The organism is Sphingomonas sp. SORGH_AS_0879 (assembly GCF_030819175.1).
Classification (GTDB): domain Bacteria; phylum Pseudomonadota; class Alphaproteobacteria; order Sphingomonadales; family Sphingomonadaceae; genus Sphingomonas.
In genome coordinates this window covers 3,905,001-3,930,846 of the sequence record NZ_JAUTBJ010000002.1, presented here as the reverse complement: position 1 = coordinate 3,930,846, position 25,846 = coordinate 3,905,001, and the positions used below count along the sequence as shown (strand labels likewise).

Annotated in this window: 26 protein-coding genes (1 of these 26 running past the window's edge); 12 read left to right on the top strand and 14 right to left on the bottom strand. The window is 66.3% G+C overall.

Translation table 11 applies throughout. The annotated features are described in order from the left end of the window. Window positions 1-11: 11 nt before the first annotated feature. From QE379_RS18380 to QE379_RS18345, 9 genes are all read right to left on the bottom strand, one after another. Window positions 12-923 carry a hypothetical protein gene (locus QE379_RS18380; protein ID WP_307002697.1) on the bottom strand — a complete coding sequence of 304 codons (912 nt, stop codon included), beginning with the start codon at window positions 921-923 and terminating at the stop codon, window positions 12-14. Beyond that, entirely contained in the window at window positions 923-2,065 is a 1,143-nt protein-coding gene (locus QE379_RS18375; RefSeq protein WP_307002695.1) for an ATP-binding protein, read from the bottom strand. Before QE379_RS18375 ends, QE379_RS18380 begins: the two co-directional genes overlap by 1 nt. Beyond that, window positions 2,062-3,558 carry an FtsK/SpoIIIE domain-containing protein gene (locus tag QE379_RS18370; protein ID WP_307002693.1) on the bottom strand — a complete coding sequence of 499 codons (1,497 nt, stop codon included), beginning with the start codon at window positions 3,556-3,558 and terminating at the stop codon, window positions 2,062-2,064. Before QE379_RS18370 ends, QE379_RS18375 begins: the two co-directional genes overlap by 4 nt. Next, window positions 3,551-5,593 (bottom strand): DNA sulfur modification protein DndD, encoded by a 2,043-nt coding sequence (gene dndD, locus QE379_RS18365; RefSeq protein WP_307002691.1) that lies wholly within the window; start codon window positions 5,591-5,593, stop codon window positions 3,551-3,553. Before dndD ends, QE379_RS18370 begins: the two co-directional genes overlap by 8 nt. Next, window positions 5,593-5,757, bottom strand: a complete 165-nt coding sequence (locus tag QE379_RS19705) for a DNA modification system-associated small protein (protein ID WP_373461873.1) — start codon at window positions 5,755-5,757, stop codon at window positions 5,593-5,595. The genes dndD and QE379_RS19705 overlap by 1 nt, the downstream gene beginning before the upstream one ends. A gap of 434 nt (window positions 5,758-6,191) precedes the next feature. After that, complete coding sequence (locus QE379_RS18360) at window positions 6,192-6,692, bottom strand: hypothetical protein (protein WP_307002689.1); 501 nt, start codon at window positions 6,690-6,692, stop codon at window positions 6,192-6,194. Between the two features lie 69 nt (window positions 6,693-6,761). Further along, window positions 6,762-7,160 (bottom strand): hypothetical protein, encoded by a 399-nt coding sequence (locus tag QE379_RS18355; protein WP_307002687.1) that lies wholly within the window; start codon window positions 7,158-7,160, stop codon window positions 6,762-6,764. Further along, window positions 7,157-7,798, bottom strand: a complete 642-nt coding sequence (locus QE379_RS18350) for a hypothetical protein (RefSeq protein WP_307002685.1) — start codon at window positions 7,796-7,798, stop codon at window positions 7,157-7,159. The genes QE379_RS18355 and QE379_RS18350 overlap by 4 nt, the downstream gene beginning before the upstream one ends. Window position 7,799: 1 nt before the next feature. Continuing rightward, window positions 7,800-8,318 (bottom strand): hypothetical protein, encoded by a 519-nt coding sequence (locus QE379_RS18345; protein ID WP_307002683.1) that lies wholly within the window; start codon window positions 8,316-8,318, stop codon window positions 7,800-7,802. 153 nt (window positions 8,319-8,471) lie between these two features. Here QE379_RS18345 and QE379_RS18340 point away from each other — a divergent pair, with 153 nt between their 5' ends. From QE379_RS18340 to QE379_RS18315, 6 genes are all read left to right on the top strand, one after another. Beyond that, window positions 8,472-9,242: a hypothetical protein gene (locus QE379_RS18340; RefSeq protein WP_307002681.1), complete on the top strand. Its 771-nt coding sequence runs from the start codon at window positions 8,472-8,474 to the stop codon at window positions 9,240-9,242. A 401-nt stretch (window positions 9,243-9,643) separates the two neighbouring features. Beyond that, window positions 9,644-9,931 carry a hypothetical protein gene (locus tag QE379_RS18335; protein WP_307002679.1) on the top strand — a complete coding sequence of 96 codons (288 nt, stop codon included), beginning with the start codon at window positions 9,644-9,646 and terminating at the stop codon, window positions 9,929-9,931. After that, window positions 9,931-10,362 (top strand): periplasmic heavy metal sensor, encoded by a 432-nt coding sequence (locus QE379_RS18330; protein ID WP_307002678.1) that lies wholly within the window; start codon window positions 9,931-9,933, stop codon window positions 10,360-10,362. Before QE379_RS18335 ends, QE379_RS18330 begins: the two co-directional genes overlap by 1 nt. 10 nt (window positions 10,363-10,372) lie before the next feature. Beyond that, window positions 10,373-10,933, top strand: coding sequence for an RNA polymerase sigma factor (locus QE379_RS18325; RefSeq protein WP_307002677.1), 561 nt, complete (start codon window positions 10,373-10,375; stop codon window positions 10,931-10,933). Between the two features lie 51 nt (window positions 10,934-10,984). Further along, on the top strand, window positions 10,985-12,802 hold the full coding sequence (locus QE379_RS18320; protein WP_373461872.1) for a copper resistance system multicopper oxidase: 1,818 nt from the start codon (window positions 10,985-10,987) through the stop codon (window positions 12,800-12,802). Further along, window positions 12,799-13,935 (top strand): copper resistance protein B, encoded by a 1,137-nt coding sequence (locus QE379_RS18315; protein WP_307002674.1) that lies wholly within the window; start codon window positions 12,799-12,801, stop codon window positions 13,933-13,935. The genes QE379_RS18320 and QE379_RS18315 overlap by 4 nt, the downstream gene beginning before the upstream one ends. Here QE379_RS18315 and QE379_RS18310 read toward each other — a convergent pair. The 3 genes from QE379_RS18310 to QE379_RS18300 form a co-directional block, all read right to left on the bottom strand. Then, a complete protein-coding gene (locus tag QE379_RS18310) occupies window positions 13,932-15,113 on the bottom strand; it encodes a DUF1624 domain-containing protein (protein ID WP_307002672.1) in 1,182 nt (393 codons plus the stop codon). The genes QE379_RS18315 and QE379_RS18310 overlap by 4 nt on opposite strands. Beyond that, on the bottom strand, window positions 15,110-15,661 hold the full coding sequence (locus QE379_RS18305; RefSeq protein WP_307002670.1) for a DUF1826 domain-containing protein: 552 nt from the start codon (window positions 15,659-15,661) through the stop codon (window positions 15,110-15,112). Before QE379_RS18305 ends, QE379_RS18310 begins: the two co-directional genes overlap by 4 nt. A 237-nt stretch (window positions 15,662-15,898) precedes the next feature. Further along, window positions 15,899-17,209: a sugar MFS transporter gene (locus QE379_RS18300; protein ID WP_307002668.1), complete on the bottom strand. Its 1,311-nt coding sequence runs from the start codon at window positions 17,207-17,209 to the stop codon at window positions 15,899-15,901. 182 nt (window positions 17,210-17,391) lie between these two features. Here QE379_RS18300 and QE379_RS18295 point away from each other — a divergent pair, with 182 nt between their 5' ends. Further along, on the top strand, window positions 17,392-18,486 hold the full coding sequence (locus tag QE379_RS18295) for an aldose epimerase family protein (protein ID WP_307002666.1): 1,095 nt from the start codon (window positions 17,392-17,394) through the stop codon (window positions 18,484-18,486). 13 nt (window positions 18,487-18,499) lie between these two features. Beyond that, complete coding sequence (locus QE379_RS18290; RefSeq protein ID WP_307002665.1) at window positions 18,500-20,290, top strand: IlvD/Edd family dehydratase; 1,791 nt, start codon at window positions 18,500-18,502, stop codon at window positions 20,288-20,290. Between the two features lie 56 nt (window positions 20,291-20,346). On the opposite strand, the gene QE379_RS18285 is transcribed toward QE379_RS18290, so the two are convergent. Further along, window positions 20,347-20,691, bottom strand: a complete 345-nt coding sequence (locus QE379_RS18285; protein ID WP_307002663.1) for a hypothetical protein — start codon at window positions 20,689-20,691, stop codon at window positions 20,347-20,349. Between the two features lie 247 nt (window positions 20,692-20,938). Between QE379_RS18285 and QE379_RS18280 the strand changes: the two genes are divergently transcribed. The 3 genes from QE379_RS18280 to QE379_RS18270 are packed head-to-tail and all read left to right on the top strand — an operon-like array spanning window position 20,939 to window position 23,785. Beyond that, window positions 20,939-22,084, top strand: a complete 1,146-nt coding sequence (locus QE379_RS18280; protein ID WP_307002661.1) for a fumarylacetoacetate hydrolase family protein — start codon at window positions 20,939-20,941, stop codon at window positions 22,082-22,084. Between the two features lie 11 nt (window positions 22,085-22,095). Further along, window positions 22,096-22,884, top strand: coding sequence for an SDR family NAD(P)-dependent oxidoreductase (locus tag QE379_RS18275; RefSeq protein WP_307002659.1), 789 nt, complete (start codon window positions 22,096-22,098; stop codon window positions 22,882-22,884). A 31-nt stretch (window positions 22,885-22,915) separates the two neighbouring features. Continuing rightward, entirely contained in the window at window positions 22,916-23,785 is an 870-nt protein-coding gene (locus tag QE379_RS18270) for an SMP-30/gluconolactonase/LRE family protein (protein WP_373461827.1), read from the top strand. A 412-nt stretch (window positions 23,786-24,197) separates the two neighbouring features. On the opposite strand, the gene QE379_RS18265 is transcribed toward QE379_RS18270, so the two are convergent. Further along, window positions 24,198-24,959, bottom strand: coding sequence for a FadR/GntR family transcriptional regulator (locus QE379_RS18265; protein ID WP_307003297.1), 762 nt, complete (start codon window positions 24,957-24,959; stop codon window positions 24,198-24,200). Window positions 24,960-25,084: 125 nt separating this feature from the next. On the opposite strand from QE379_RS18265, the gene QE379_RS18260 reads away from it, so the two are divergent. Beyond that, on the top strand, window positions 25,085-25,846 hold the start of the coding sequence (locus tag QE379_RS18260) for an aldehyde dehydrogenase (NADP(+)) (protein WP_307002657.1). The gene runs 762 nt beyond the window's last position; only the first 762 of its 1,524 coding nucleotides appear in the window; its start codon is at window positions 25,085-25,087; its stop codon lies beyond the right edge, outside the window.

Sequence of the window (25,846 nt, the reverse complement as noted above, 5' to 3'; positions counted from 1 at the left end):
CGGCCCGGCCTTCAGGCGGCGCCCGTGAACTCGAGAAGCTCCGCCCTGAAGCGGTCAGCGTAGTCGCTGGTCTTCGCGGTCTCGAGCAGATGGTTGCTCCACTTGCCCGAGTCCGACGACGACAAGGCGGCCAGCCTCGCCACCACGCTCTTCCCATCCGTGAGGCGCATGCGCTCGAGGCCGCACCGCGCGGAATCAGGTCGCGTGTCGATGAACTCCCGCCGCACGAGGCGCCACGTCCGTTTGACCTCCCGCATGAGATCATCCCAGGCGACGATGCCCTCGGCCTCGACCGACGCCTTGATCTCACCGAGTACCGCGCCCCGTGGTGCCGATCGCAGGAACCGCGCGCTGTCGATAACCTTGCAGCCGCTCTTTGGCGTCACCTTGTTGACCAGGTGGTTGTACGTCATCGAGGCGTACTTCAGCAGAGCCGCCTGGAAGAACTGGCGCACCACGGTCGCCACCCGCTCCGCGATCTCGCCGTCAGACAGCTCGGCCGAGGAAAGGATGCTGCGGTCGCGGCGTATGAGCTCCGCCAGACCGCCGTGCAGGATCAGGACGTTCTCGATCTCGTGCTGACCCAGGAAGATCAGACCCTCCTCGGCCTCCTGGAGCCTGAAGATCGTCGTGCGACATTCGAGCAATACGTCGATCGCGCCGTAACCGGCCGCCTCCTCGCCGTCGATCAGGCCGAAGGTTCGCCGGTACTGCGGACGTCTGAGCCTCACCTCCTCAATGACCGCGTCGGCTCCTCTGGACAAAGACGTTGGCGGTTTGAACTCCAGGAACTCCCTGATGCCCGGCTCGGTGAGGCCGTAGAAGATCGTGGCGTCGGCTTCCGACTCGACGTAGACGATGACCTTTCGCGCGTAACGATTGTCGATGGCCTCGTTGTCACCAATTTCCGAAAGACGAGGCATCAATTCATCTCATCGATTAGGAAGCCGCCCTTCGTCAGGCCAACTTCTGGGTTCTCGTAGTCAAACGTCTTGATCAGCTCGCGGTCGTGCGTCGAGAAGAACAATGACACCCCGGGTTTATCCACAAGCATCGCCTTCAACTCACGGAACATCCTGTTCACCCATCTCGTGTGCAGATGAAGCTCTATCTCGTCGATGAGCACGATAGTGTTGGACGTGCTGTAGCTGAAGATGCGGCCGAACATCTGCAGCAGCGCTCGCTCGCCATGGCTCAAACCGGCGAGCGGATGCGGACCGTCCCTCGTCGCGACGTAGGTCGTAAGTTCGGCGCGCTCGGGCCTGAGGATCGTCTTCCCGCTCTCATCCTCGAAGACGTGCCTGCTCACGCGGTCGAGGAACGGCTTGACGTTCTCCTCGCCGAGCCACTCAAGCCATACGAAGAGGCTGTCCACGGTGGTACGCCACTCAGGACCGTCGTGCCCGAACCGGTACACTGGCGAATAGCCCCAGTCTTCGGGAGGTATGACGACCCTCTCGCCTTGGGGCGCGACAAGGGATCGGTCAGCAGGAAAGTAGAGGACGGTGGGCAGGAGGCTTGGTTCATCCGTCAGCGACCGCGTCTTGTCGCTCTGCCCCTCGCGGATGGTCGTGAAGAGCCTACGGCCGAGGTCGTCGGTTCCCGGAAGTACGATCGGCCCCTGAAGACCGCTCGTCAGTCCGAGCCGCACCCACCCTTCGGCCTGGACCTGATCCGCTATCTGATCCTCGGTCCAGAACTTCAGCGGCGCGTCGGCGCCGGTCCATATCGACAGCAGGACTGTCTGGCTCGCGCCATCGATCTCCCAGGACGCCCGGACGTCAAGCTGGGCCGCACCTCCATGCCGCGGGTTCGAGAAGCGTCCGGCTACGGGATCGGCCATGAGACCGAAAAGCCCGTGGATCGATTCCATGACGGTCGTCTTGCCCATGCCGTTGGGCGCGAGGAGCATGTAGAGGTTGCTTGGACCCGGGCTCGAGCCCGGATCCGCGTCGGCGGGAGCGGTCTCCCCTATGAACGAGAACTCGCGCTTGCCGGATCTGAACGGGCCGACCTCGCTGAGGGTCAGTCCGACCATCTTCCAGTCGCTCACCCGGAGGCTCATCGCAAATCTCCCATGGCGGCCTGGATGTCGCCGGGCAGTATGCGACAGCCATGCGCCCGCACCGTGCTCTCGCCGGTGAACCGCACAAGCATGTCGCCCCGCTTCTGCAGCGCCTCCGCACCGCCCTCGTCCAGGATGATCCGCGACTCCGCAGCCTTCTGGACCGTCAAAGCGATCCGGCTCGGGATGTTCGACCGCAGCAAGCCCGAGAAGGTCGCCGCTTCAGGACGCTGCGTCGCCAGCACGAGGTGGATGCCGGAAGATCGAGCCTTCTGCGCCAGCCTGATCAGCGGCGTCTCGACATCGCTCTTGGAGAAGAAGAGGTCGGCGAGCTCGTCGACCACGACGACGATGCGGTGCATGCGCGCACCCAGCGCATTTGCTTCGTCGATGTCGCGAGCGTCGAGGGCGCGCATCCTCTCCTGTCGGACGCCCATCTCCTCGACGAGATCCTCGAGTGCGACCAGCGCGGCGTCAGCCGTCGTGACGACGCCGCCGGTGCGGAGCCGCGGGAACTTCGAGTAGGCGGAAAACTCCACCGCCTTCGGATCTATCAACAGGAGCTCGCTCGCGGCGTCGGGCGCCTCGATGAGCGAGAGCAGCATCGCGTGCAGCGTCATGCTCTTCCCGCTGCCGGTGGTGCCGGCGACGAGCAGGTGCGGCGCGTCGGCAAGATCCCGCAGGAGCGGCGTCCCCATCGCATCCGTGCCGAGGCAGAGCGGAAGCCGCATGGCGCGTGCCTGCGCCGAGGAGAGTTCGCCGCGCAGATCCACCCAGGAGACGGTGCGCCACGTCGCCGGGGGCCTCGGGACGAGAAGGTGGACTTGCTGCTCGCCCGGCGCACGGGTCTGGGTAATGGCATTGTCGTCCAAGCCCAGCGCGAACGCCAGCTTGGCGAGGTTGCGCCGGAGGCGGTCAAGATCCTCAAGGGAGTGGAGGTCGAGGGTGAACCGGGTGAGCCTGGGTCCGTCGCGCACCTCGACGACGGTGGCGCCGACGCCGAGCTGGCCCAGCACACGCGCGAGCCTCTCCTCGCCATCGGCGGTAGCGGCCGCCGCCTCGTCGACCGCGCCTTCGTCGAAGTAGAGGTCGTCCAGCATGTAGTCGACGAAGTCGCGTTCGCCGTCCCATCTCGCTCGGATGTGGTCCAGACCCCGCCTGACGTGCCGCTGCAGCAGATCCCGCAGCAGCTCGTCGTCCTCCGCCACGTCCGCGCCGTGGTAGATGGAGAGCATGGCTCTCATGACGTCGGTGAGGTCGCCGCCGCGGCCCCTTCCCTCCCCGATGAGCTGGGGCGCGTGCATCTCGACGCCTCCCGGTCGGGACGAGAGCGCCTTGTAGCGCTCGGCGTCGGGGGGTTCGGGTATACGGAGCGACTGGGCAAGCGCGATCCTGGCGGGGAGCCACTGCTCCGTCCTCTGCGCGAGGCCCTTGCGAAGGACGGACTGCAGAGTCTCGCGATCCTCTCCGGACAGATGAATCCGATCAACCACGTACGCTCTCCGGCATGAGGCTACCCTGCGAGATTCCGGCCCCGTCGCCGAAAGGATTCTCGATCAGGTACTCGGTCGCGACGTGCGGCAGCAGCATGCGATACTTCTCCGCGTCGATCTCAGCGTCCGTCGGGAGCACGATCACCTGCTCCGCGACGCGGGGATAGTAGTCACGGAGCATCCTGCCCTGGTTAGCCCGATCGATGCGCCCGAGCGGAGTGTCGACAGCGACCGGCATCACCACCCCCGACGTGTCCTTCAGCGCCCAGAGAAGCGCCGTCGCGGCAAGCTGCTTGAGGCCGCTCGAAAGGCTCGATCGACCGATGCGGTCACCAAGGCGACCGTAAAACGTGAGCGTGTAGCTCTCATCGATCGCGACCCTCTCGACCACCTCATTGTCGTGCAGCAGTGACTGGAAGCGCTCGTTGATCCGATCCTCGAGACGTCCTCTGAGCGCGGAGCGCAGCCCCTCCCTCAGGTCGACGAGCGCCGCGCTGATCTTGAGGATATGGCGCGACTCCTCCTGGTTGCGCAGTTCCTCGTCCTCCCGGGCGCGCAGACCCGCCAGGAGCTCGGCCGCGTTCCGCTCTCGCTGATCGGCCTCGTCGAGCTGCGTGCGGTACCGTCCGATCGCTTGGTTGTATTCGGCCACGCGGACCTCGAGCGCGGCGACGGCCGCCGCGGCCTCCCTGTACCGTTCGAGGGTCGTCTGCGAGCCGACCTCCAGCTGCATCATCTCCTCTGCGAGGTCGGCCAGATCGCCACGGAGGCGGCGGACCTGTGCAAGCAGGGCCACCTGGCCACGGCGAAGGTCGCGGCCGGCCGTCGTCCAGCGCATGACGTCGTCCAGCATGCGCTGCGCGTGCAAAGCGTCGAGGGAGTCGAACGGGCCTCCCGTTCTGGGCGCCGCGGTTAACCCTGTCATGCGCTCGGACAGGAACGCCACCACCCTGCGTCTCTCATCAAGGTCGACGGGCAGATCGATCTCGTCCAACCACCTCGGTAGCGCGCCCACGATACGGCCCGACACGTCGTGCGCGTTGCCACCGAGCGACTTGAGGCGGTGACGGAGTGCCTCCTCAGCCGCGACCAGAAGCTCGAGGTTGGCCAGCATCGGAGCGTCGGCCGGCGCCCTCTCGATGATCTCGCTCTCCACGCGCGCGAGGTCGGCGCGCAGATCGCCCTGCCGCCGTTCTAGAGCCTCGCGCTTGGCCTCCGACGCACCGCCGCTGAGGTTCTCGCGCTTGATCAGCTGACGCCGCAGATCGGCCTCGTCCACATTCAGAAGCGCATTCAGCCGCTCGAGCTCCTGCTGTGCGATCTCGCGACCATTCCTCAGCCGCAGCAAACTCTCTTCGGCCTGTTGAATCTGTTCCCGCAGACTGTCGCTTAGCATGCCGCGACCCCGGTCGGCCGCGAGCTTGCGCACCTCGCCGGCGAGACTGTCCACGAAGGTGATGCGAAGCAGACGATCAAACTGGGTCTGATAGATCCCGTCGGCCTCGGCGAGGCTCTTAATGTCTTCACCGTCGAAGAAGAAGAAGCCGACGAACTCCCGGGGCATGAACTCCTCGAGCCGCTCACCCGCCGCGAGCCCGGTCAGCCGAGCCTCACCGTCGGTCACGACCAGCCCCTCCTGGAACCCGCCGCCGCTCGACGTCCAACTTCTCGTCGCGGTTATGATCCTCCCGTCGGGCATCTCCCACGTGGCCCCAACGTGGGCGGTCACCGGCACGCCGGTGCTCTGCGCACGATGACGCGCGCGCCTGTTGATGACGCCTGACCAGCCGCCCTCGTCGCCGAGCACGTAGGCCTTCGGTTGCAGCTTGCGTGGCGGGAAGCCGACGTGGCGCAGTCGGTCGTCGTCAGTGCCGATGAACAGGAGCTTCATTGAATTGAGAAAGCTCGTCTTACCCATGCCGTTCCTGCCCCAGACAAGCACAATCGGCCGCTCTGGCGTGGTCACCGACAGATCGATGGAGACCGCGCGATCATAGGCGAAGATGTTGGAAAGTTCGATCCGGAGGAAACGCATCAGTCCGCGGCACCTTCCCGCATCTCCTCCTCGATTACCGCTGCGATGTCTCGCCGCAGAGCCGGACGAGCGCCCCAACCGTGGAGATTCCGATGATCATCTTCTAAAGCAAGGAGGCGCCGCAGGACGCGGACAGGCACACCGTGTCTGCTGCTTACCTCCATCAGCTGTTCCTCAAGAACCTCGTTTGTCGCCACCCGCGTTTAGACCTCGACTGTGAGTGCGAACTGCTCGCCACCGATGCCTACCACAAGCACCGGTTTCGACAAGGATCATACCGTCCCTCCACTGAAGCCACGCCATTTAGTTCGCGCATGTTCCCGCAAGACGGCGGTTTACCGCACGCCAAGATGGGCAATCAGAGCCTTCGCAGTAGGCGACCTCCGTCCCCCGCAGGTCGTCATTCGCACTGTCGAGCGAAACCCATCCCGTTATGAACGAAGGTCCAGTTTAGCCCTTGGCCGCCCGAAAGCGGACCAGCGGCTCTCCACCAGACTTTCCGGTCCGCACTTGACTGAAGCGCATCCCCAAACCCAGCAATTCCCTCTTTGACGCGTGCGCCTGCCATGAGCGAACGCCCTTTTGCGAAAGCAGGTGATCATGCCAGTTCATGCACGCTGAAGAAATCTGCGTTCGCGGCCTTGGCAAACTTCGCCCCCATCCGACGAGCCAGCCAGGCATCCGCCCGCGCGATGCCGTCGACCACATCCTCCGCCGGCTTGCCGTCGATGTGGATCAGTTCGCGCGGCGACAAGCGGAAATGCCCCCGAGATTCCTGCCGGGGCAGGATCACGGCGCGGTTGCCCGCCTTGCTCAGCCAGAAGCGGCAGTCGGTCTGGACATAGCAGCCCTCGTCGCGCGGCAGGTAGACCGTGATCCCGGTCCGCCCGAATCGACCGTCCGCGGTGGTGCCGAACTCGAGCGCGACGACGTCGGTGCTGGACAGGGCCGCCGTCCGCGCCATCTGGGCGCGCTCTTCCTGATCGAGCGCCTCACCACCCGTGACGACGACGCCGTCTTTCAGCTTGCGGTTGCCGAGCAGAAGCCAGGTCGCCGCAATGGTGTAGGCGCGGAGGATGGCGTCGTCGTGGTGGGTCATGGTCGCTTACTCCTGTTTTCATCCCGCAATCCGGGATCGCCTTCGCCTCCTCTTCATTCTGGCGGGCGGTCAGTGACCGACCCGCCACCATTTGATCGCGGGCGCGGCGACGTTGTCGATCGCGCCGCGCAGTTCGCGCAGGTCGTCCAGGCTGCCGCCGAACCGGTCGGCAGGGGAAGCGCCGCCCAGCGCATCGAGCGGCAGGTCCAGCACATGGCGGATCGCGCGGCTGTCGTGGTTCAGCCGCCATTCCAGACGCATCAGGATGTTGATGAACAGGCGCAGCCGCTCCACGCGAGCGGTGTCCGTTGGCGACCGCAGCCGACCAAGATGAACCATGTCCTCGGCTTCGGCGCGGTCGATGTCGAGCAGGCGCATGGCATAGCCGGGATTGATGCCATGGGTCAGCATGATCCGGCCGGCGAGATCGACCAGCGCCGCGCTGTCTCCGTCCTGTGTGCCGGTCACCGGGATCCCGCCAGATGGTCGGCCCACATCGCCTCGACGATCGCCTGTCCGCGATCGTGAATCATGTCCTCGTCGTACAGGCCCTGGCGGATGCCGAGACCGGTGAGGCGCCTGGGCACGATCAACGCGTGTGCGTGGAGCGGGAAGGCGGCGTTGATCGTCCCCGGCGCATGCAGGATCAGGACAGACGCGAGTTGGCGATCCCGGGCAAACCGATCGTGCAGGAAGGCGCGCGCCCGCTCCCAGCCGACATGCACCCGGTCGACGTCGCCGAGCGGCAGCGTCAGATAGGTGAGCAGCGCCTTCTCGCGCTCGACGGCATACGCGTCCATCTGCCCCAACAGCGTCGCCGGATCGGCGAGGCTGTCGTCGGCGCCTGCGGGGAGGAGCACCTCCAGCCGCTCAACGTTGGGCGACCAGGCGGTGAGATCCGCGCCCGCGACGGCGGGGCCGAGATGCGCCTTGCGATAGCCGAACTCCAGCGCGCTGTTGACGCGACCGGCGTAGCCCCGGCGCAGGACAGCAAAGACCGTCCCCGCCGGGGACGGCCCGGACGGGTTCAGATAGAGCCAGCTCTGCGGATCGGCGTCGGTCGGCGTCGGCTTGACCGGCAGCTTGGGGGGCTTGCGCGCAGCCATGTCAGCGTCCCCGCCGATAGGTCACGATCCGCACGATCTCGGCGGCCGCGCGGCAGACCCCGTCGCAGCGCTCGTCCCAGGTGACGAAAGGAGGCGTCGTCTGCAGCGCCAGGCCATCGCCCCGGATCTCCACGAAAGCGCCGGCCCGCTGCGGCACCAGCCACAGGCTGTCGTCGCGCCGTCGCATGAAGACGAGGTCAGTCATCGTGAACGGCCCGTCCGGCCCGACCAGCGCGACATCGACCGTGACCGGGTTCATCGTCTCCGGGAACAGCCCGGTACGCACGAGCATGACGTCGCGCCCGAAGCGGGTGCAGGCATCCTCCATCTTCATACCGAATAGCGGCGGATCGCAGGGCGTGGCGGCGATCAGGAGATTGGCCGAGGCGATGTCGAGCACGCCAGCGGGCAGACCGGCCAGTGCGCCGATCGGCACGGGTGCTTCGTAGAGGGCGGTGAGCGGCAGCGACAGGACGCGCAGCGAGGGATCGAGCGACGGCTTGATCGGGGAGGTCAACATGTTGGGCACTTTCAGCGAGAGGATCACCGGCCCGTCTCGGGTCCGGATCAGGCCGCCTGTTTTTTCATTCCACCGGCAGCTTCGCCGTGCGCAGCTGCTCTTCCCTCGGTACGTCTGATTGCACGCGTTGCGACGTGCCATTACCCTCGCGATATGACCCTTCGCCTGCGATCGATCCTTGCTGCGGCTGCAGCGACCTTATTGGTCGCCGCGGCCCCGGCCGGTTTCTACGCGCGTCAGGCGCAGCCGATCTGGCACAGGATTGCCGGTGCACCGACCGGCTTGCGGCTTGAGGCACCGGATCGACAAACGCATGTTCTCGCCCGCTACACGGAAACGGAGAACACGGACGGCGAAGTCACCCTGCGCGTGCGCGGCAAGCTCGGAACGGGCACCGTGTCGCTCGGCGCTGGCGTTAATTCAGAACTCCTCTGGGCACCGGATTCCAGAGCGTTCGCGGTGACGACCAGCGATGGCGGGGCGATCGGCCTCTATCGCGCGATCGTCGTCGCGGCGGGACGGAACGGGTTGCAGGTAACGGACCTATCGCCGCTCATCCGCTCGGCGTTCGGGCACCCGGTCAAATGCGGCTGGCGCGAAGATCCCAATGTCGCCGTCGTTCAGTGGCAAGGCGGATCGCAGAAGGTGATCCTCGCCGCCGAGATCATGCCCCACAGCAATTGCGACAGCTTCGGCACCTTCAAGGCCTATGAGGTCGACTGGCGCGCGAGGCGGATCACCCGGACCTTCGACCAGATCGAAGCCAAGCGGTTGTTCGGGCGGTCGATGGGCATCGAATTGCGCAATGCTCCCAACGAATGCATTCGATCGCCCCGGCGGTGCTGGGTCTCCACGAACCATGAGCCGGACCCCAGCGCCAAGCCGTCAGAAACAACAGCGACCCGACGTCGGCCGCGGCCATGAGGAAACCCTTCGTTCAAAAGGACATAGGCTCGAAAATCGTCTTGCGTGTGTTTTGCGTGGAAGCAATCGCCCTTCACGGCCTGTTCTCGTCGCGTTCTCTCGCGTTTGCGCGCTCGCATGGCGCAAAATCAACGACTTAGGCGGTCCCATCTTCGTTGACATCGCAGGGGTCGCAAGTTCAATCCTTGCCACGCCCACCATCGAAAACCCCGCTAAGCCAACGGCTTGGCGGGGTTTTTGGTTTTTGGCGATCCGGCATAGCCCATCGCTCGGTTTTGGCGGCTTCTTGGTATGGCGCCGCTCCCCATTGTAATGCCTCTGGTGCTCAGGTGACTGTCAAAGCTTGGGATGCCTTCTCCAAATGCGGATGAGGGATGTGGGTGGTTTTTGCGTATAACGGCATGATGACCGACGCCTTCGACCGCGATCTTGCCCGGCTGGCCAGCCTTGTGCCGCCCGATGCCCTGAACGACCTGGAGTGCCGTGTGGCCTCGGCGATCGAACCGGGGGCGTTGGCGGGCGAGGGGGTGTCGCTTCGGGGTATCGCCTTGGCGGGTGGGGCCGCCTTGCTGCTCGGGCTGACCGGGGGGGGCGTGATGGCGGGGCGGATCGAGGCGAAGGCGCGCCCCGTCGCGCTCGTCGCCCTGGATGCGCGCCTGGCCCCTTCGACCTTGTTGCTGGGGCGGTGATGCGGCGCAACCTGCTGACGCTGGTGATCGCCTTCGTCGCGGCGTTGGCGGGCGTGGCGATCGGGTGCCGTGTCCTGATGCCCGCCGAGCCGCCGGCGAGCGATCTTCATGCGCTGGTCCACCGCGACATCCGGCTCGACCCGGCGCAGAGCGTCGCGCTGGACCGGCTGGAGGCGCGGTTCGCCACCACCCGCGCGACGCTGGAGGCGCGGCTGCGCGGGGACAATGCGCGGCTGGCGGCGGCGATCGAGGCGGAGCATCGTGACGGGCCGCGGGTCAGCCAGGCGATCGATGCCGTCCATCACAGCATGGGCGACCTGCAAAAGGCGACGCTGGCGCATGTCTTCGCGATGCGCAGGGTTCTGCGTCCCGATCAGGCGGCGACCTTCGATCGGCTGGTCGTGGCCAAGCTGACCGATAGCGATCGTTGAGCCGGGGGCGGTGAGCCGCGATCTGGCGGGACTGGCCGATGGCGATCTGGTGGCGCTGGCGCGGAGCGGGCGGCCCGGTGCCTATGCGGTGATCGTCACGCGGCACAAGACGGCGCTGTACCGGCTGATCCTGGCGCATGTCCGCGATGCCGACGAGGCGTTGGACCTGGTGCAGGAAAGCTTCGTCGCCGCGCACGGCGCGCTGGCGCGGTTCGACGAGACGCGGTCCCTGCGTGCCTGGCTCAGCCGGATCGCGCTCAACAAATGCCGCGACTGGGCGCGGCGGCGGCGGGTGCGCGCGATGCTCGCGCGGGTCCTGCCGGTCGAGGCCGCCGCCGAGATCGCCGACGACCGGGTCGGGGGCGAGGCGGCGGCGATCGACCGCGATTCGCTGGCGCGGACGCTGGCGGCGCTGGACCGCCTCCCCGATGCGCTGAGGGTGCCGTTGATCCTGTGTACGATCGAGGGGTTGAGCCAGGCGGAGGCGGCGGAGGCCCTGGGGCTGAGCGGCAAGGCGGTGGAGCTTCGCATCCGCCGCGCGCGGGCCGCGCTGCGCGATGCGATTCCCTGACCGCATCATGAGGGAAGGCCGCCGGGCGGGCGTATAGGGGGTATGAACGACATCGCGATTTCGATCCGCCGCCGTGAGATGCTGGCCGGTGGCATGGGGCTGGGCGCACTGGTCGCGCTGCCCGCCTGGGCGCAGAGCCATGGCGGCGGGTTGGCGCACGGATCGACGGCGATGCCCGGCGTGCGTCCGGTGCTGAATGGGGCCGTGCTGAATGGGCCGGAGATCACGCTGACCGTCGCGCGGCAGATGATGATGATCGACGGCAAAGCTTATCATGCGATCGGCATCAACGGTTCGACCCCCGCGCCGCTGATCCGCCTGCGCGAGGGGCAGCGGGCGAAGATCACCGTCATCAACACGCTGGACGAGGAGACCTCGATCCACTGGCACGGGCTGCTCCTGCCCTTCCAGATGGACGGGGTGCCGGGGATCAGCTTTCCCGGCATTCCGGCGGGCGGGCGCTTCACCTATGAGTTTCCGGTCGTCCAGGCCGGGACCTATTGGTATCACAGCCATTCGGGGTTGCAGGAGCAGGAGGGGCATTACGGCCCCATCGTCATCGATCCGGCGGGGGCGGACCCAATCGCCTCGGACCGCGAACATGTGATCCTGCTGTCGGATCACAGTCCGCTCCACCCCCATGCGATCTTTCGGCGGCTGAAGCTTCAAGGCGGCTATTTCAACTATCAGAAGCAGACGGCGGCGGGCCTGCTGGCCGGGCGGGACCAACCCCTGGCGGAGCGGCTGCGCTGGGGCGCGATGCGGATGGACCCCAGCGACGTGTCCGACGTCACGGGATCGACCTATCGATACCTGATCAACGGCCATGGGTCGGCGGACAATTGGACGGGGTTGTTCGCACCGGGCGAGCGGGTACGGCTGCGCGTCGTCAATGCCTCCGCGATGACCATCTTCAACCTGCGGATACCGGGCCTGTCGTTCCAGGTGGTGCAGGCGGATGGGCAGGACGTGCAACCGGTGACGGTCGACGAGCTTCAGATCGCGGTCGCCGAAACCTATGACCTGATCGTCACCCCGATCGAGGACCGCGCCTATACGCTGGTCGCGGAAACCTGGGACCGGTCGGGCATGGTGCGGGGCACGCTGGCGCCGCGATCCGGCATGATCGCCGCCGTCCCCCCTTTGCGCCCGCGTCCGCTCGCCACGATGAAGGACATGGGGATGGGGAGCATGGGCACGATGGACCATGGCGGCGGCGGTGGAGGCGGCGGCGCTTGCTCACCCGAACACGCCGCGATGGGGCATTGCCAGCCCGCCGAACCTATGGCCCATGGCGCGATGAAGCACAGCATGCGCGACTTCGCCAATGCGCCCGGCCTGCCGCGCACGCCCGTCGTCCAGACGGTCGCACCGATGCCGGTCGACCGGACCGGCGAACCGCCGCAGGGGCTGGGCGATGTCGGGCACCGCGTGCTGACCTATCGCGACCTGATGAGCGTTACGCCCAATCCCGACCGGCGGGTGCCGTCGCGCGCGCTGACCATTCATCTGACCGGCAATATGGAACGCTATATGTGGGCGTTCGACGGGGTGAAGCTGAACGCCGTGACCGCGCCCATCCCGTTCCGGCTGGGCGAGCGGGTGCGGGTGACGCTGGTCAACGACACGATGATGGCGCACCCCATCCATCTGCACGGCCATTTCTTCGAACTGGTGACGGGGCATGGCGACCACGCCCCGCGCAAGCATACCGTCAATGTCGCGCCGGGCGGCACCGTGACCTTCGACCTGACCGCCGATGCGGAGGGCGACTGGGCCTTTCACTGTCACCTGCTCTATCACATGCATGCGGGGATGATGCAGGTCGTCACGGTGCGGCGCGATGCGAAGCAGGAGGACCCGGCATGATCCTGCTCGCGCTGCTGCTCGCTCAGCCACAGCATCATGACATGGCGATGCCGGGCATGACCATGCCGATGGCCAAACCCAAGGCCGCTCAGGCGGCGAAGCGGAAGGCCGGCAAGTGGCAGACTTCCCGGCCGACCGCCAAGGCGCGGTCCGCCCCGTCCCCTTCCGATCAGTCCGGCGCGTGCTCGCCTGAACATGCGGCCATGGGGCATTGCCGAGCGGAGAGACCGTCCCAAGGCCAGGACGCCATGGGGCATGACGTGATGCCGGGCATGGCCTCGATGCCCCAGGCTTCGACCGCGCAAGCCTGTCCGCCCGAACACGCTGCGATGGGCCATTGCCAACCAGCAGCGGCGGCGGATGGCGGCATGGCGATGGATCATGCCGCCATGTCGGGCATGGCGAACGGGCCGCAGCCCGTCGGCGACGCCCCGCCGCCCCTGCCGCCGAGCGACCGCGCCGCCGACCGTTTCTACGATCCCGCCGCGATGGCCGTCGCCGATCGCCGGATGCGGATGGAGCATGGCGGCATGCGCTTCTCGCAGATCCTGTTCAATCTGGCCGAAGTGCAGATACGCGATGGCCGCGACAGCTATCGCTGGGACGGGGAGGGCTGGTTCGGCGGCGATATCGACCGGCTGGTGATCAAGAGCGAGGGCGAAGGCAGGCTGGGCGCCCGGATCGGCGCGGCGGAGGTGCAGGCGCTCTATGCGCGGGCGATCGATCCCTATTGGAACCTGCAAGCGGGTCTGCGGCAGGATGTCGGGGCGGGGGCTCGGCGGACCTATGCCGTACTTGGGATCGAGGGGCTCGCCCCCTATTGGTTCGACGTGGAGGGAGCGTTGTTCCTGTCCGACAAGGGCGAGGTGCTGGCGCGGGCCGAAGCCTGGATCGATCAGCGCATCACCCAGCGCGCGATCCTTCAGCCCCGGGTGGAGATGAACCTCGCCGCGCAGGACGTGCCCGAACAGGGGATCGCGTCGGGTGTCTCCAATCTCGAACTGGGCGTGCGGCTCCGCTACGAGATCGCGCGGGAATTCGCCCCCTATGTCGGCGTCAGCTGGGAGCGGCGCTATGGCCCGGCGAGCGGTGGCGGCGCGGCGCTCGCGCTGGGTATCCGTACCTGGTTCTAGAAGTACCGCAGCCAGCGAAGGTCGCGACGGCGGCGCTTCAACTCGGCGAACCATTTGGTGGGGAAATAGAGCGGCACGATGAGCAGCAGATACATCAGCCACATCGCCCCGACCGAGGGCAGGCCGAACACCGCCCCCTGATTGGTGCCCCAGATCGCCACCGCGCCCAGATACAGGAAGCGCAAGACATAGATGTGCAGCAGGTAGAAGGCCATCGGTGCGCCGCCCATCACCGCCAGTGCGCGGGCGACGGGGCCGGTGCGCCCTTCGAACAGGGCGAGCAATAGCGCCGCGACACCCAGCGTCGCCATCAGGAACATCAGCGAGGGCGGATATTTGGTCAGCGCCAGGAAGCTCATCACGCTGCGAAGCGTATCGCCCGCCACCGGCGCCCAGGGCGTATCGCCATAACCGTTGATGGTCCGCAGCAGGACGAAGCCGAGCAGCAATGCGACCCCCAGCGCGGCGAACCAGCGCCGCCGTTCCTCGGCCGCTTGCCGGAACCACGGGCCGACCGCGTAACCCAGCGCGATCACCCCGATCCAGGCGAGGACGGGATAGGTCGTCTTGATCGTGATCCCCATCCATTCGAACGCGGTCCGCTTGTGCACAAGCGCCCAGATGGCGAACCAGGGGCTGTCCGGCGCGAAGACGACAGGGTCGAGCAGATTATGCCCCGCCACGATCGCCAGCCCGATCGCGGCGATCGCGATGCGCGGCAGATGGATCAGCCCGGCGAGCGCGATCATGCACAGCCCGATCGCCCAGATGACCTGCAGCCAGATGGTCTCGGGCGGAAACTTGGCCGACCAGCCGAAGGCGACCAGCGTCACCTCCAACAGCATCAGAAAGGCGCCGCGCGTCAGGAGGAAGCGGCTGGTCTCCGTGCGGCTGTGGGTCTGGCCATAGAGCCAGGCCGACAGGCCGGTCAGCGCGATGAAGGTCGGCGCGCAGATCGAGGCGAGCGTCCGGCTGAAGAACAATGCAGGCGCGACGATCCGCGCATCCATCGGATCGCCGACCTGCCAATGGGTGCAGAAGGTGTCGCGGACATGGTCGAGCAGCATGATGACCATCACCAGCCCGCGCACTGCATCGATGCTGGCCAGCCGCGCGGCCGCGGCGGCGGGACGCGCGATCGTCCGGTTCGCGCTTTGGGGCAAAGCGAGGCTGGTCATGCGTCATCCTCCGGCCAGGGCGCATCGATGACGAGCAGCAACCGGTCTTCGCCGGACCCCGCGATCGGCGGCGATCGGTGGATGATCGCCCGGTCGCCCGCCCGCTCGCGCCCCTTGAACAGGCCGACATCGCCCGTCGACAGGGCGTGAGGCTCGGTATCGTCGGATGCGCCGTGCGGCAGCCACTGGGTCGCGCGCCCGCAATAGGTGGTGATCAGGCGGAGCGCGACGTAATCGGCATGGAATTTCCAGCAGCCATTGCCGGTCACCCGCTCGATCCGCACCTCCACCCGGTCGTCGCCGGTCAGCGCGCCATAAAGCTGCGCGAGATGCTGGACATCGGCGGCGAGCCGATGATGCCAGTCCTGCCGCGGCAGGGCGGCCAGTGCGTCGGCGATCCCGTGCGCCACCCGCCGCATGTCGCTGGCAAAGCGGATGGCCGGGAAGTCGCCCAGATCCGGGCTCGGCAGAGGGGAGGGACGTTGCCAGACCGCCAGCGTCACGGCGTCGTCCTCGATCACGCGGAGGATTTCGGCGTCGTCGCCCATCCTGACGTGATCGGGCAAGGCCGGGTCCGTTCGGGAAGCTTTACATTCTGGACTCTGGATCACGCCTGCCATCATCACTCTTCGTGTTACAGTGTAACATTACCAAAGAATATTGGATGGCGAAAGGGTGACGATCTACCTTCCCTTGGCATGGGAGGGACTTTGGTCGGTTCCATAAGGAAAGGGCGGCACCTCGCGGCACCGCCCTTGTCCGTCATTCCGCCGGAACGGGTGGGATTACCCTGCGTCTTCGTCGGGGAAGGCGTTGGTCGGCTTCGACCCCCACACCGCGTAGAACAGGATGTAGAGTTCGCAGACCGCCGGAATGAGGAACGAGATGCTCAACCCATGGTGATCGGCGATCCACGCCTGGACGGTCGCCAGTGCGCCGCCGGCGATCGCCATCACCAAAAGCCCCGAACCTTCTTCGGTCAGCGGGCCGAGGCCCTTGATGCCCAGCGTGAAGATGGTCGGGAACATGATCGAGTGGAACAACCCCACCAGGACCAGTGCCCACATCGCCAGATGGCCGCTGCCCAGCACCGCCGTCATCACCAGAATGGTCGCGACGAGGGCATTGAAAGCCAGCAGGCGCGCGGGGGCGACATAGCGCATGATGAACGCGCCCAGGAAACGACCGACCATCATGCCACCCCAGAGCAGGGTGAGGTAATGGCTGGCTTCGGATGCGCTGAGATTGGCGATGTTCGGCTGCTGGATGAAGCTGATGAGCAGCGACCCGACGCAGATTTCCGCCAGCACGTACAGGCCGATCGCCGGCACGCCGAAGACCAGGTTCCGGTGCTTCCATAGCGAATGCCGATGCCGTTCGGCCGCTGCCATCCGGCTGGTCGCGGAACCGAGATTGGGAAGCTTGAACCGGCCGATGATGACCGCGATGATGACCAGCACCGCTGCGATGAGCAGATAGGGGATCTGCACCGACTGCGCATCGGCCAGCTTCTGCGCGGCGGTGAGCTTGACCTCGCCACCCTCTGCCGTGCCCGAGGCCGAACGCGACAGGATGAGCATCGCGCCGAAGGTCGGTGCGACGAAGGTGCCGAGCGAGTTGAAGGCCTGCACCAGATTGAGCCGGAAGGACGCCGTGCTGGGCGGCCCGATCACGGCGACATAGGGGTTGGCCGCGACCTGAAGCAGCGTGATCCCGCAAGCCAGAACGAACAATGCGGTCAGGAAGAAGCCATAGGAGGCGAATTGCGACGCCGGGACAAAACCCACCGCGCCGACCGCCATGATGACCAGCCCGACCACCATCGAGCGCTTATAGCCGATCCGTTCGATCAACTTGGCCGACGGGAAGGAGGCCACGCCATAGGCGATGAACCAGACGAACTGGATCAGCAGCGACTGGGTATAGTTGAGATCGAAAACGGCCTTCAGATGGGGAATCAGAATGTCGTTGAGGACGGTGATGAAGCCCCACATGAAGAAAAGGCTGGCGAGCAGGGCCAGTGCTGGTCCGTAGCTGGTCGCCCCTCCTCCCCCGACCGGTGCGCCGGTGGCGCGTGACGTAACGGGTACCGCCATTGCATTCCTCTCTTTCGGTCCGACCTGGCGCGAAAAACTGTTCGCCGACCGGCTTGCTCCTGATATTTTGTCTGACTATAGTGACGCAAAAGGCGCGTCAATGGCGTCTGGCGACGGAGGGATGAGGCATGTCGATGGCGTCAATCAAGACCTTTCTTACTTTGGTAGCGGTAACCTCCGCAATGACATCCACGGCCGCTCTGGCGAGCGAGGCAAAGCGTACGCCCGCCGGTTATTCGGTCGAAGGCGCGGGCGTCGAATCGGTGACCCTGACCAACAGGGCCGGGCTGTCGGCGCGCGTCCTGACGTACGGCGCGACGCTCCAGTCGGTGATGGCGCCCGATCGCGACGGCAAGCTGGCCGATGTGCTGCTCGGCTATGACAAGGCCGAGGATTATGTGAACCATCCGAACTTCTTCGGCGTGACGGTGGGCCGCTTCGCCAACCGCATCGGCGGCGGTCGCTTCTCGCTCGACGGGCGCAGCTATCAACTGACGCTGAACGACAAGGTCAATTCTCTGCATGGCGGGACCAAGGGCTTCGACAAGCATCTGTGGCGCATCGTCTCGATGAAGGACGGCCCGACCGCCAGCGTGGTGATGGCGCTGACCAGCCCCGATGGCGATCAGGGTTATCCCGGCAAGGTCGATGCGACCGTCACCTATTCGCTGGACGAAGCGGGCTCGCTGACCATTGCGTTCGAGGCGAAGACCGACAAGCCGACCATCGTCAACATGACGAACCATGCCATCTTCAACCTGAACGGCGAGGGTTCGCCGCTGGGCGCGACCTATCACAAGCTGACCATCCCGGCGGCGGCCTATACCCCGGTCGATGCCAAGCTGATCCCGACCGGTGAGCGCAAGCCCGTTACGGGCAGCGTCTTCGACTTCCGTCAGCCGCGCGTGGTGGCGGATGGCATTCGCGACGGCAACGACCAGCAGATCCGCTACGGCCAGGGCTACGACCATAATTTCGCGCTCGACAAGGGCCTGACCGCCACGCCGCAGCTTGCCGCGCGACTGGAGGATCCGGCCTCGGGCCGCGTGCTCGAAGTGCTGTCGACCGAGCCGGGCGTGCAATTCTACACGGGCAATTTTCTCGACGGCACCTATGTCGGGAAGCAGGGCCATCTGTACCGCATGGGCGACGGCATCGCGCTGGAGCCGCAGAAATTCCCGGATTCGCCCAACAAGCCCGACTTCGTCTCGCCCCGCGTCGATCCCGGCAAGCCTTACCGGCATACCATGATCTATCGCTTCTCCACCGTTCGCTGACCGAAAGCCTGACATGACCGACACGCCCAAACTGCGCAGCCGCGCCTGGTTCGACAATCCCGACAATATCGACATGACCGCTCTCTATCTGGAGCGCTATCTGAACTTCGGTCTGAGCCTTGAAGAGCTTCAGTCGGGCAAGCCGATCATCGGCATCGCGCAGAGCGGTTCCGACCTGTCGCCTTGCAACCGCCACCATCTGGTGCTGGCGGAGCGGGTGCGCGAGGGCGTGCGCGAAATGGGCGGTATCGTCCTGGAATTCCCGGTTCACCCGATCCAGGAAACCGGCAAGCGCCCGACCGCGGGCCTGGATCGCAACCTTGCCTATCTGGGCCTGGTCGAGGTGCTGTACGGCTATCCTCTCGACGCCGTGGTGCTGACGATCGGCTGCGACAAGACGACCCCGGCGATGCTGATGGCGGCCGCGACGGTGAACATCCCCGCGATCGCGCTGTCGGTCGGGCCGATGCTCAACGGCTGGCACAAGGGCGAGCGGACCGGTTCGGGCACCATCGTGTGGAAGGCGCGCCAGATGCTGGCGGCGGGCGAGATCGACGATGCGGAGTTCATCCGTCTGGTTGCCTCTTCGGCCCCCTCGACCGGCTATTGCAACACCATGGGCACCGCGACCACGATGAACTCGCTGGCCGAAGCGCTGGGCATGTCGCTGCCGGGTTCGGCGGCGATCCCCGCGCCGTACCGTGACCGCCAGGAGGTCGCGTACCTCACCGGCAAGCGCATCGTCGAGATGGTGCATGAGGATCTGAAGCCCTCCGACATCCTGACCAAGCAGGCGTTCCACAATGCGATCAAGGTCAACTCGGCGATCGGCGGTTCGACCAACGCGCCGATCCATCTGGCCGCCATCGCGCGTCACATCGGCGTCGACCTGCCCGTCGAGGATTGGGAGACCGAGGGGCACAAGATTCCGCTGCTGGTGAACCTGCAACCGGCGGGCGAGTATCTGGGCGAGGATTATTACCGCGCGGGCGGCGTTCCCGCCGTGGTCAACCAGTTGATCGAGCAGGGCTTGATCCACGAGGACGCGCTGACCGTCAACGGCAGGACCATGGGCGAGAATTGCCGTGGGCGCGCGATCGAGGACGAGAAGGTCATCCGTCCGTTCGACCAGCCGCTGGTGGAGGAAGCGGGCTTCATCGTGCTGTCGGGCAATCTGTTCGACGCCGCCGTGATGAAGACCAGCGTGATCTCGCCCGAGTTCCGCGAACGCTATCTGTCCAACCCGGACGACCCCGACGCGTTCGAGGGGCCTGCGGTCGTGTTCGACGGGCCGGAGGATTATCACCACCGGATCGACGATCCCGCGACCGGCATCACGCCACAGACCTTGCTGTTCATGCGCGGCGCGGGGCCGATCGGCTATCCGGGCGCGGCGGAAGTCGTCAACATGCGCCCGCCGGCGTATCTGATCACCGAGGGCATCCACTCGCTGCCCTGCATCGGTGACGGGCGCCAGTCGGGCACGAGCGGATCGCCCTCGATCCTGAACGCCAGCCCGGAGGCGGCGGCGATGGGTGGCCTGGCCCTGATCCAGACCGGCGACCGGGTGCGGATCGACCTGAACAAGGGCACCGCCAACATCCTGATCTCGGACGAGGAACTGGCCGAGCGTCGCAAGGTGCTGGCGGCGGCGGGCGGGTATAAATATCCGGCGTCGCAGACCCCGTGGCAGGAAATCCAGCGCTCGGTGGTCGGCCAGATGTCGACCGGCGCGATCCTGGAGGGCGCGGAGAAGTATCAGCGTATCGCCCAGACTCAGGGGCTGCCGCGCGACAACCATTGATCGGGCACTGATCGGGCGGGCGGGTCGGGCGAGTGCCCGGCCCGTTTGCGGGGGCCTCAGGTGTTGATGAGCCAGGCCAGTGCGGCGTCGTGGGACAGGAAGGCGTCGAGATTGAGCAGCGGATAGTTCTGGCGGATTTGCGCTTTCAGCGGGCTGGAATCGACGACGAGCGCCAGCCGATCCTCCGGCCGATAATGTTCCAGAATGCCCTCGCGCATTTTCTGGACCATGGCGACCGGCATGATGGGGGCACCGCGCCGATCGATCAATGCCTTGGCATAGCCCGCGAAATGGGCCCGCGACTGGTGCAGAAAGGGGAGGAAGGCGCGCCAATAGCGTTCGGCGGCATCCGGGGTCCAGACGTCGCAAACCCGGACATGGACGATATGATGATCGTCCATCCGGATCACGAACGAAGGGTCGTCGACTCTCTGCAAACTCATCTGTCCCTGGGCACCCGTTTTCGTCGCATCGGCGGCTGCGGCGTTGATACCAATAGCGGCCATAAGCGAATCATCGCATAAAGCCAGACGGTTATGGATCTACATTGGTACAGGATTGATGAACGGCCCCCGCCACCGCCATCCAGCGCTTGACGAGCGAACGACACCAATCGATACCGCTAACAAAATTTGCGGAGAGGACTTTATGGCCAGCCAGTTCACCGACCTCATCCAAGCCTTGCCGGACGATTGGCGCGAGGGGCGTTTCGTCGGTCGCATCGACCGGGGCGAGGGCCCCTGTCCCGTTCTGGTCGAGGCGGGCCAGGTTTACGACATGAGCCGGGTCGCGCCGACCGTCTCCGCGCTGATCGCGGATGGCGCGATCGAGGCATCGCGGGGCGAGGTGCTGGGCGAACTCGCCGACCTGACCCTGTCGCCCGAACAGGGCGCGGCCAACCGCCTGCTGTCGCCGATCGATCTGCAATGCGTGAAGGCGGCGGGCGTGACCTTCGCGGTTTCCGCGCTGGAGCGGGTGATCGAGGAGCGCGCGCGCGGCGACCATGCCAAGGCGGCGGGGCTTCGCGCCACGCTGGAACAGGCGCTGGGCGGCAATATCCGCTCGGTCGTGCCGGGCTCGCCCGAGGCGGCGCAGCTCAAGGACGCGCTGATCGCCGAGGGGCTGTGGTCGCAATATCTGGAGGTCGCGATCGGCCCGGATGCGGAGATCTTCACCAAGTCGCCGGTGCTCTCGACGGTGGGCTGGGGGATGCCGGTCGGCGTCCGCTCCGACTCGACCTGGAACAACCCCGAGCCCGAGGTGGTGCTGGTCGCCGATGCGCATGGGCGCGCGGTCGGCGCGACGTTGGGCAACGACGTCAATCTGCGCGATTTCGAGGGGCGCTCGGCGCTGCTGCTCGGCAAGGCGAAGGATAACAACGCCTCCTGCTCGCTGGGGCCGCTGGTCCGCCTGTTCGACGACGGCTTCACCATGGACGATGTGCGGTCGAGCGAGGTCAAGCTGACCATCACCGGCACCGACGGCTATGTGCTGGAAGGTGCCAGTTCGATGGACCAGATCAGCCGCGATCCGGAAGATCTGCTCGGCCAGGCGCTGAGCGAACATCATTATCCGGACGGCCTGGTCCTGTTCCTCGGCACGCTGTTCGCGCCGACCCAGGACCGCGACGAGCCCGGCCGCGGTTTCACCCACAAGGTCGGCGACACCGTCGTCATCACCAACCCGCGTCTCGGCACGCTGGTCAATCCGGTGACGACCAGCGCCGATGCCCCCGCCTGGACCTTCGGGCTGGGCGACCTGATGCGCAACCTGGCCAAGCGCGGCCTGTTGTGACGGAGACTTCCATGTTGCAGAAGACCAGCGCCGCGACCGACATGGTCGCGCGCTACCCCAGCCTGATCGACAAGCGCGTCATCGTGACGGGCGGGGGCTCCGGGATCGGCGAGGGGCTGGTCGAGGCGTTCGTAGCGCAGGGCGCGCGCGTCGCCTTCGTCGACATCGCCGAGGAGGCAAGCCGGGTACTGGTCGACCGGCTGACCCCCGATGCGCGCCACGCGCCGATCCATCGCCGCTGCGATCTGACCAATCTCGACAGCCTGAAGGCGATCTTTGCCGATCTGGAAGCGGCGCTGGGCGGGGTCGATATTCTCGTCAACAATGCGGGCAATGACGATCGCCACAGCATCGAAGAAGTCACCCCGGCCTATTGGGACGAGCGGCTGAACGTCAATCTGCGGCACCAGTTCTTCGCCGCCCAGGCGGTGATCCCCGCGATGAAGCGGGCAGGGGGCGGCGCGATCCTGAACTTCGGGTCGATCAGTTGGCATCTCGGGCTCAACGATCTCGTGCTCTACCAGACCTGCAAGGCCGCGATCGAAGGTCTGACCCGCAGCCTGGCGCGCGATCTGGGCCGTGAGAATATCCGGGTGAACACCATCGTGCCGGGCAATGTGCAGACCCCGCGCCAGGAAAAATGGTACACGCCCGAAGGCGAGGCGGAAATCGTCGCGGCCCAGTGCCTCGACGGGCGCATCCAGCCGTCCGACGTCGCGGCGCTGGTGCTGTTCCTCGCCTCGGACGATGCGAAGATGTGCACGGGTCATGATTATTTCATCGACGCCGGCTGGCGCTGACCGACCGGGCGAGAGCAAGCAGGAGAGAGTGATGCAGATGCAGCAGGCCGAACATTGCCTGACGGTGGGCGCGACGCTGGGCGAAGGCCCGATCTGGGTCGATGAGGCGCTCTGGTTCGTCGATATCAAGCAGCAGCGCATCTACCGGCACGATCCCGTGGCGGGCACGCTCGATCACTGGGCCTCGCCCGAAATGGTCGGCTGGGTGGTCCCGGCGAAGCGCGGCGGCTTCGTCGCGGGGCTGAAGTCGGGCCCGCATCATTTCGACCCCGCGACCGGCGGGTTCGAACGGCTGGCCGAGGTCGATGCGCATCTGCCCGCCAACCGCCTGAACGATGCCGGTGTCGATGGGCAGGGGCGTATCTGGTTCGGCACGATGGACAATGACGAGGCCGCGCTGTCGGGCCGGCTGTTCCGCTGGACGGCGGGTCTGGTCGAGCCGACCGCCGCCGATCCGGTGTGCATCACCAACGGTCCCGCGATCTCGCCTGATGATTCGACGCTCTATCATGTCGATACGCTGGGCAAGGTGATCCTGTCGCATCCGATCCTCAGCGACGGGACGCTTGGCCCCGCGACCGAGTTCGCGCGCTTCGGCGAAGCGGACGGCCATCCCGATGGCGCGATCTGCGATTGCGAAGGCGGCGTGTGGGTCGGTTTCTTCGGCGGATCGGCGGCGCGGCGTTATGGCCCCGACGGCGTGATGACCGACGAGGTGCGCTTCCCCGTCTCCAACATCACCAAGATCGCGCTCGGCGGCCCGGACGGCCGCACCGCCTATGCCACCACCGCGCGGCAGGGTCTGTCGGAGGAACAACTGGCCGAACAGATCCAGGCGGGCGATATCTTCACCTTCCGTGTCGAGGTTCCGGCCAAGCCGCTTCACCGGGCGGTGATCTGAGAGCTGATCGACACTCCCTTATTCCTCCCCTTGCAGGGGAGGTGGCAGGCCGGAGGGCCTGACGGAGGGGTGTCTCGGCGTGAGAGGTTGGACTGCAACAACAACCGGGGACACCCCTCCACCATGCTTCGCATGGTCCCCCTCCCCTATCAGGATTCCTCTGCGAAAGTCGGGACGCCGCCCATGAACATCGACCACCCCGGCGGAGGCCGGGGTCCAGTTTGGAAGCGATGAGAGGCATTTATCATCGTTCCGCAACTGGATCCCGGCCTTCGCCGGGATGGTGCTGGCGGGAGTTTTGCAGAGGAATCCTTGCAGGGGAGGAATGAGAAGAATCGCGATCCGCCCTGAGAATCCCCTTTCCCGAACCCGGCATCTCGGGTGGCCCGCTCCTTCGAGGGGAGCGGGCCGCTTATTTCTCCATCGCGCTGCGGGTATCCTCCAGCGCCAGATCGACGAGCAGCCGCATGGCCTCTCCTGCCGCCTCCACATCGCCCGCCGCGATCGCGTCATAGACCTTCACATGGTCGGGCACCGGATTGCGGGGCAGCGCGCGCGATCGTTGCTTGAACTGGGTGGTCCAGGCGACCGCCGCGCCGATACTGGCGGTCAGCACGACCAGCGCGTCGTTGCGGGTCGCGGCCAGCACCGCATTGTGGAAATCCCGGTCGGCGGCGCGTCCCGCCTCGGTCGCCAGCGTGTGGCGGCGCATCGCGGCCAGCGCATCGCGCATTTCCTTCAGATCGGCCTTGTCGCGCCGCTCCGCCGCCAGCCGCGCAGCGGCGGGCTCCACGATCGCGCGCAACTCGAACAGGCTGCGCACGAAATGAATGTCCGGCTCGCCGGAAAAGGCCCAGGCCAGCACATCGGGGTCGAGCAGGTTCCAGCGGTTGCGCGGCAGGACACGTGTGCCCGTCTTGGGGCGACTTTCGACCAGCCCCTTGGCGCTCAGCACCTGTACCGCCTCGCGGTACGCGCTGCGCGACACGTCGAGCGCCTCGGAAAAAGCGACCTCGCCCGACAGTGTGTCGCCGGGGCGGTACTCGCCCGAAACGATCGCCGCGCCCAGCTTGTGCGCGATCGCGCCGTGCAGGCGACGGCCCGTGCCGCGCCGTGCGCGGGCCGGTGTCGTGATCGCGTCATCCCCCGATTCTACGTCCTGGCCGGGCGGCATGTCCTGCATCTTGGTGTCGGTCATCGCGTGTCTTACCTCTCCGCCCCTATCTTCGCGCACAACGTTTAACATTGCCATCGCTCCGTCAAATCAATATGTCGGAGTAATATAAAGGAGCTTCCCCTATGACCGATTTCCGTTCGATCGACGCCGCCACCGGACAGCCGGTGGGCGACGCTTTCGCGGTCCATGGCCCCGCCGATGTCGATGCGGCCTGCGCGGCGGCCGAGGAGGCGTTCGACGTCTATCGCGCCACCAGCCGTGAAGAGCGAGCCGCGTTCCTCGACCGGATCGGGGCCGAGATCATGGCCGTCGGTGACGCGCTGATCGAGGCGGCGATGCGCGAGAGCGGCCTGCCGCGCGCGCGTCTGGAAGGTGAGCGCGGCCGCACGGTCGGCCAGTTGGGCCTGTTCGCCAAGGTGCTGCGCGCCGGAGCCTATCTCCAGGTTCGCATCGACCCCGCCCTGCCCGACCGCCAGCCGCTGCCGCGCCCCGACCTGCGTCTGCGCATGGTGCCGCTGGGTCCGGTCGCGGTGTTCGGCGCGTCCAACTTCCCGCTGGCCTTCTCGACGGCGGGGGGTGACACCGCCTCGGCGCTGGCGGCGGGCTGCCCAGTGATCGTCAAGGGCCACCCGGCGCATCCGCAGACCGGCGCGCTGGTCGCCGCCGCGATCGAGCGGGCCGTCGAAGCCTGTGGTCTGCCCAAGGGCGTGTTCGGCCATCTGACCGGCCCCAGCAACGAGCTGGGCGGGGCACTGGTCCGCGATCCGCGCATCACGGCGGTCGGCTTCACCGGCTCGCGCGCGGGTGGCTTGGCGCTGGTCAAGATCGCCCAGGAACGCCCCGTGCCGATCCCCGTCTATGCCGAAATGTCGAGCATCAACCCG

What these genes read in the sequence shown, in the direction of transcription:
- QE379_RS18340 (WP_307002681.1), top strand. Translation starts at nt 8,472, where the DNA reads ATGACCCTTCGCCTGCGATCGATCCTTGCTGCGGCTGCAGCGACCTTA.
- QE379_RS18375 (WP_307002695.1), bottom strand. Translation starts at nt 2,065, where the DNA reads ATGAGCCTCCGGGTGAGCGACTGGAAGATGGTCGGACTGACCCTCAGC.
- QE379_RS18275 (WP_307002659.1), top strand. Translation starts at nt 22,096, where the DNA reads ATGTTGCAGAAGACCAGCGCCGCGACCGACATGGTCGCGCGCTACCCC.
- QE379_RS18300 (WP_307002668.1), bottom strand. Translation starts at nt 17,209, where the DNA reads ATGGCGGTACCCGTTACGTCACGCGCCACCGGCGCACCGGTCGGGGGA.
- QE379_RS18360 (WP_307002689.1), bottom strand. Translation starts at nt 6,692, where the DNA reads ATGACCCACCACGACGACGCCATCCTCCGCGCCTACACCATTGCGGCG.
- QE379_RS18330 (WP_307002678.1), top strand. Translation starts at nt 9,931, where the DNA reads ATGCGGCGCAACCTGCTGACGCTGGTGATCGCCTTCGTCGCGGCGTTG.
- QE379_RS18345 (WP_307002683.1), bottom strand. Translation starts at nt 8,318, where the DNA reads ATGTTGACCTCCCCGATCAAGCCGTCGCTCGATCCCTCGCTGCGCGTC.
- QE379_RS18310 (WP_307002672.1), bottom strand. Translation starts at nt 15,113, where the DNA reads ATGACCAGCCTCGCTTTGCCCCAAAGCGCGAACCGGACGATCGCGCGT.
- QE379_RS18285 (WP_307002663.1), bottom strand. Translation starts at nt 20,691, where the DNA reads ATGGACGATCATCATATCGTCCATGTCCGGGTTTGCGACGTCTGGACC.
- QE379_RS18280 (WP_307002661.1), top strand. Translation starts at nt 20,939, where the DNA reads ATGGCCAGCCAGTTCACCGACCTCATCCAAGCCTTGCCGGACGATTGG.
- QE379_RS18265 (WP_307003297.1), bottom strand. Translation starts at nt 24,959, where the DNA reads ATGCCGCCCGGCCAGGACGTAGAATCGGGGGATGACGCGATCACGACA.
- QE379_RS18270 (WP_373461827.1), top strand. Translation starts at nt 22,916, where the DNA reads ATGCAGATGCAGCAGGCCGAACATTGCCTGACGGTGGGCGCGACGCTG.
- QE379_RS18305 (WP_307002670.1), bottom strand. Translation starts at nt 15,661, where the DNA reads ATGGGCGACGACGCCGAAATCCTCCGCGTGATCGAGGACGACGCCGTG.
- QE379_RS18315 (WP_307002674.1), top strand. Translation starts at nt 12,799, where the DNA reads ATGATCCTGCTCGCGCTGCTGCTCGCTCAGCCACAGCATCATGACATG.
- QE379_RS18350 (WP_307002685.1), bottom strand. Translation starts at nt 7,798, where the DNA reads ATGGCTGCGCGCAAGCCCCCCAAGCTGCCGGTCAAGCCGACGCCGACC.
- dndD (WP_307002691.1), bottom strand. Translation starts at nt 5,593, where the DNA reads ATGCGTTTCCTCCGGATCGAACTTTCCAACATCTTCGCCTATGATCGC.
- QE379_RS18380 (WP_307002697.1), bottom strand. Translation starts at nt 923, where the DNA reads ATGCCTCGTCTTTCGGAAATTGGTGACAACGAGGCCATCGACAATCGT.
- QE379_RS19705 (WP_373461873.1), bottom strand. Translation starts at nt 5,757, where the DNA reads ATGGAGGTAAGCAGCAGACACGGTGTGCCTGTCCGCGTCCTGCGGCGC.
- QE379_RS18290 (WP_307002665.1), top strand. Translation starts at nt 18,500, where the DNA reads ATGACCGACACGCCCAAACTGCGCAGCCGCGCCTGGTTCGACAATCCC.
- QE379_RS18295 (WP_307002666.1), top strand. Translation starts at nt 17,392, where the DNA reads ATGACATCCACGGCCGCTCTGGCGAGCGAGGCAAAGCGTACGCCCGCC.
- QE379_RS18335 (WP_307002679.1), top strand. Translation starts at nt 9,644, where the DNA reads ATGATGACCGACGCCTTCGACCGCGATCTTGCCCGGCTGGCCAGCCTT.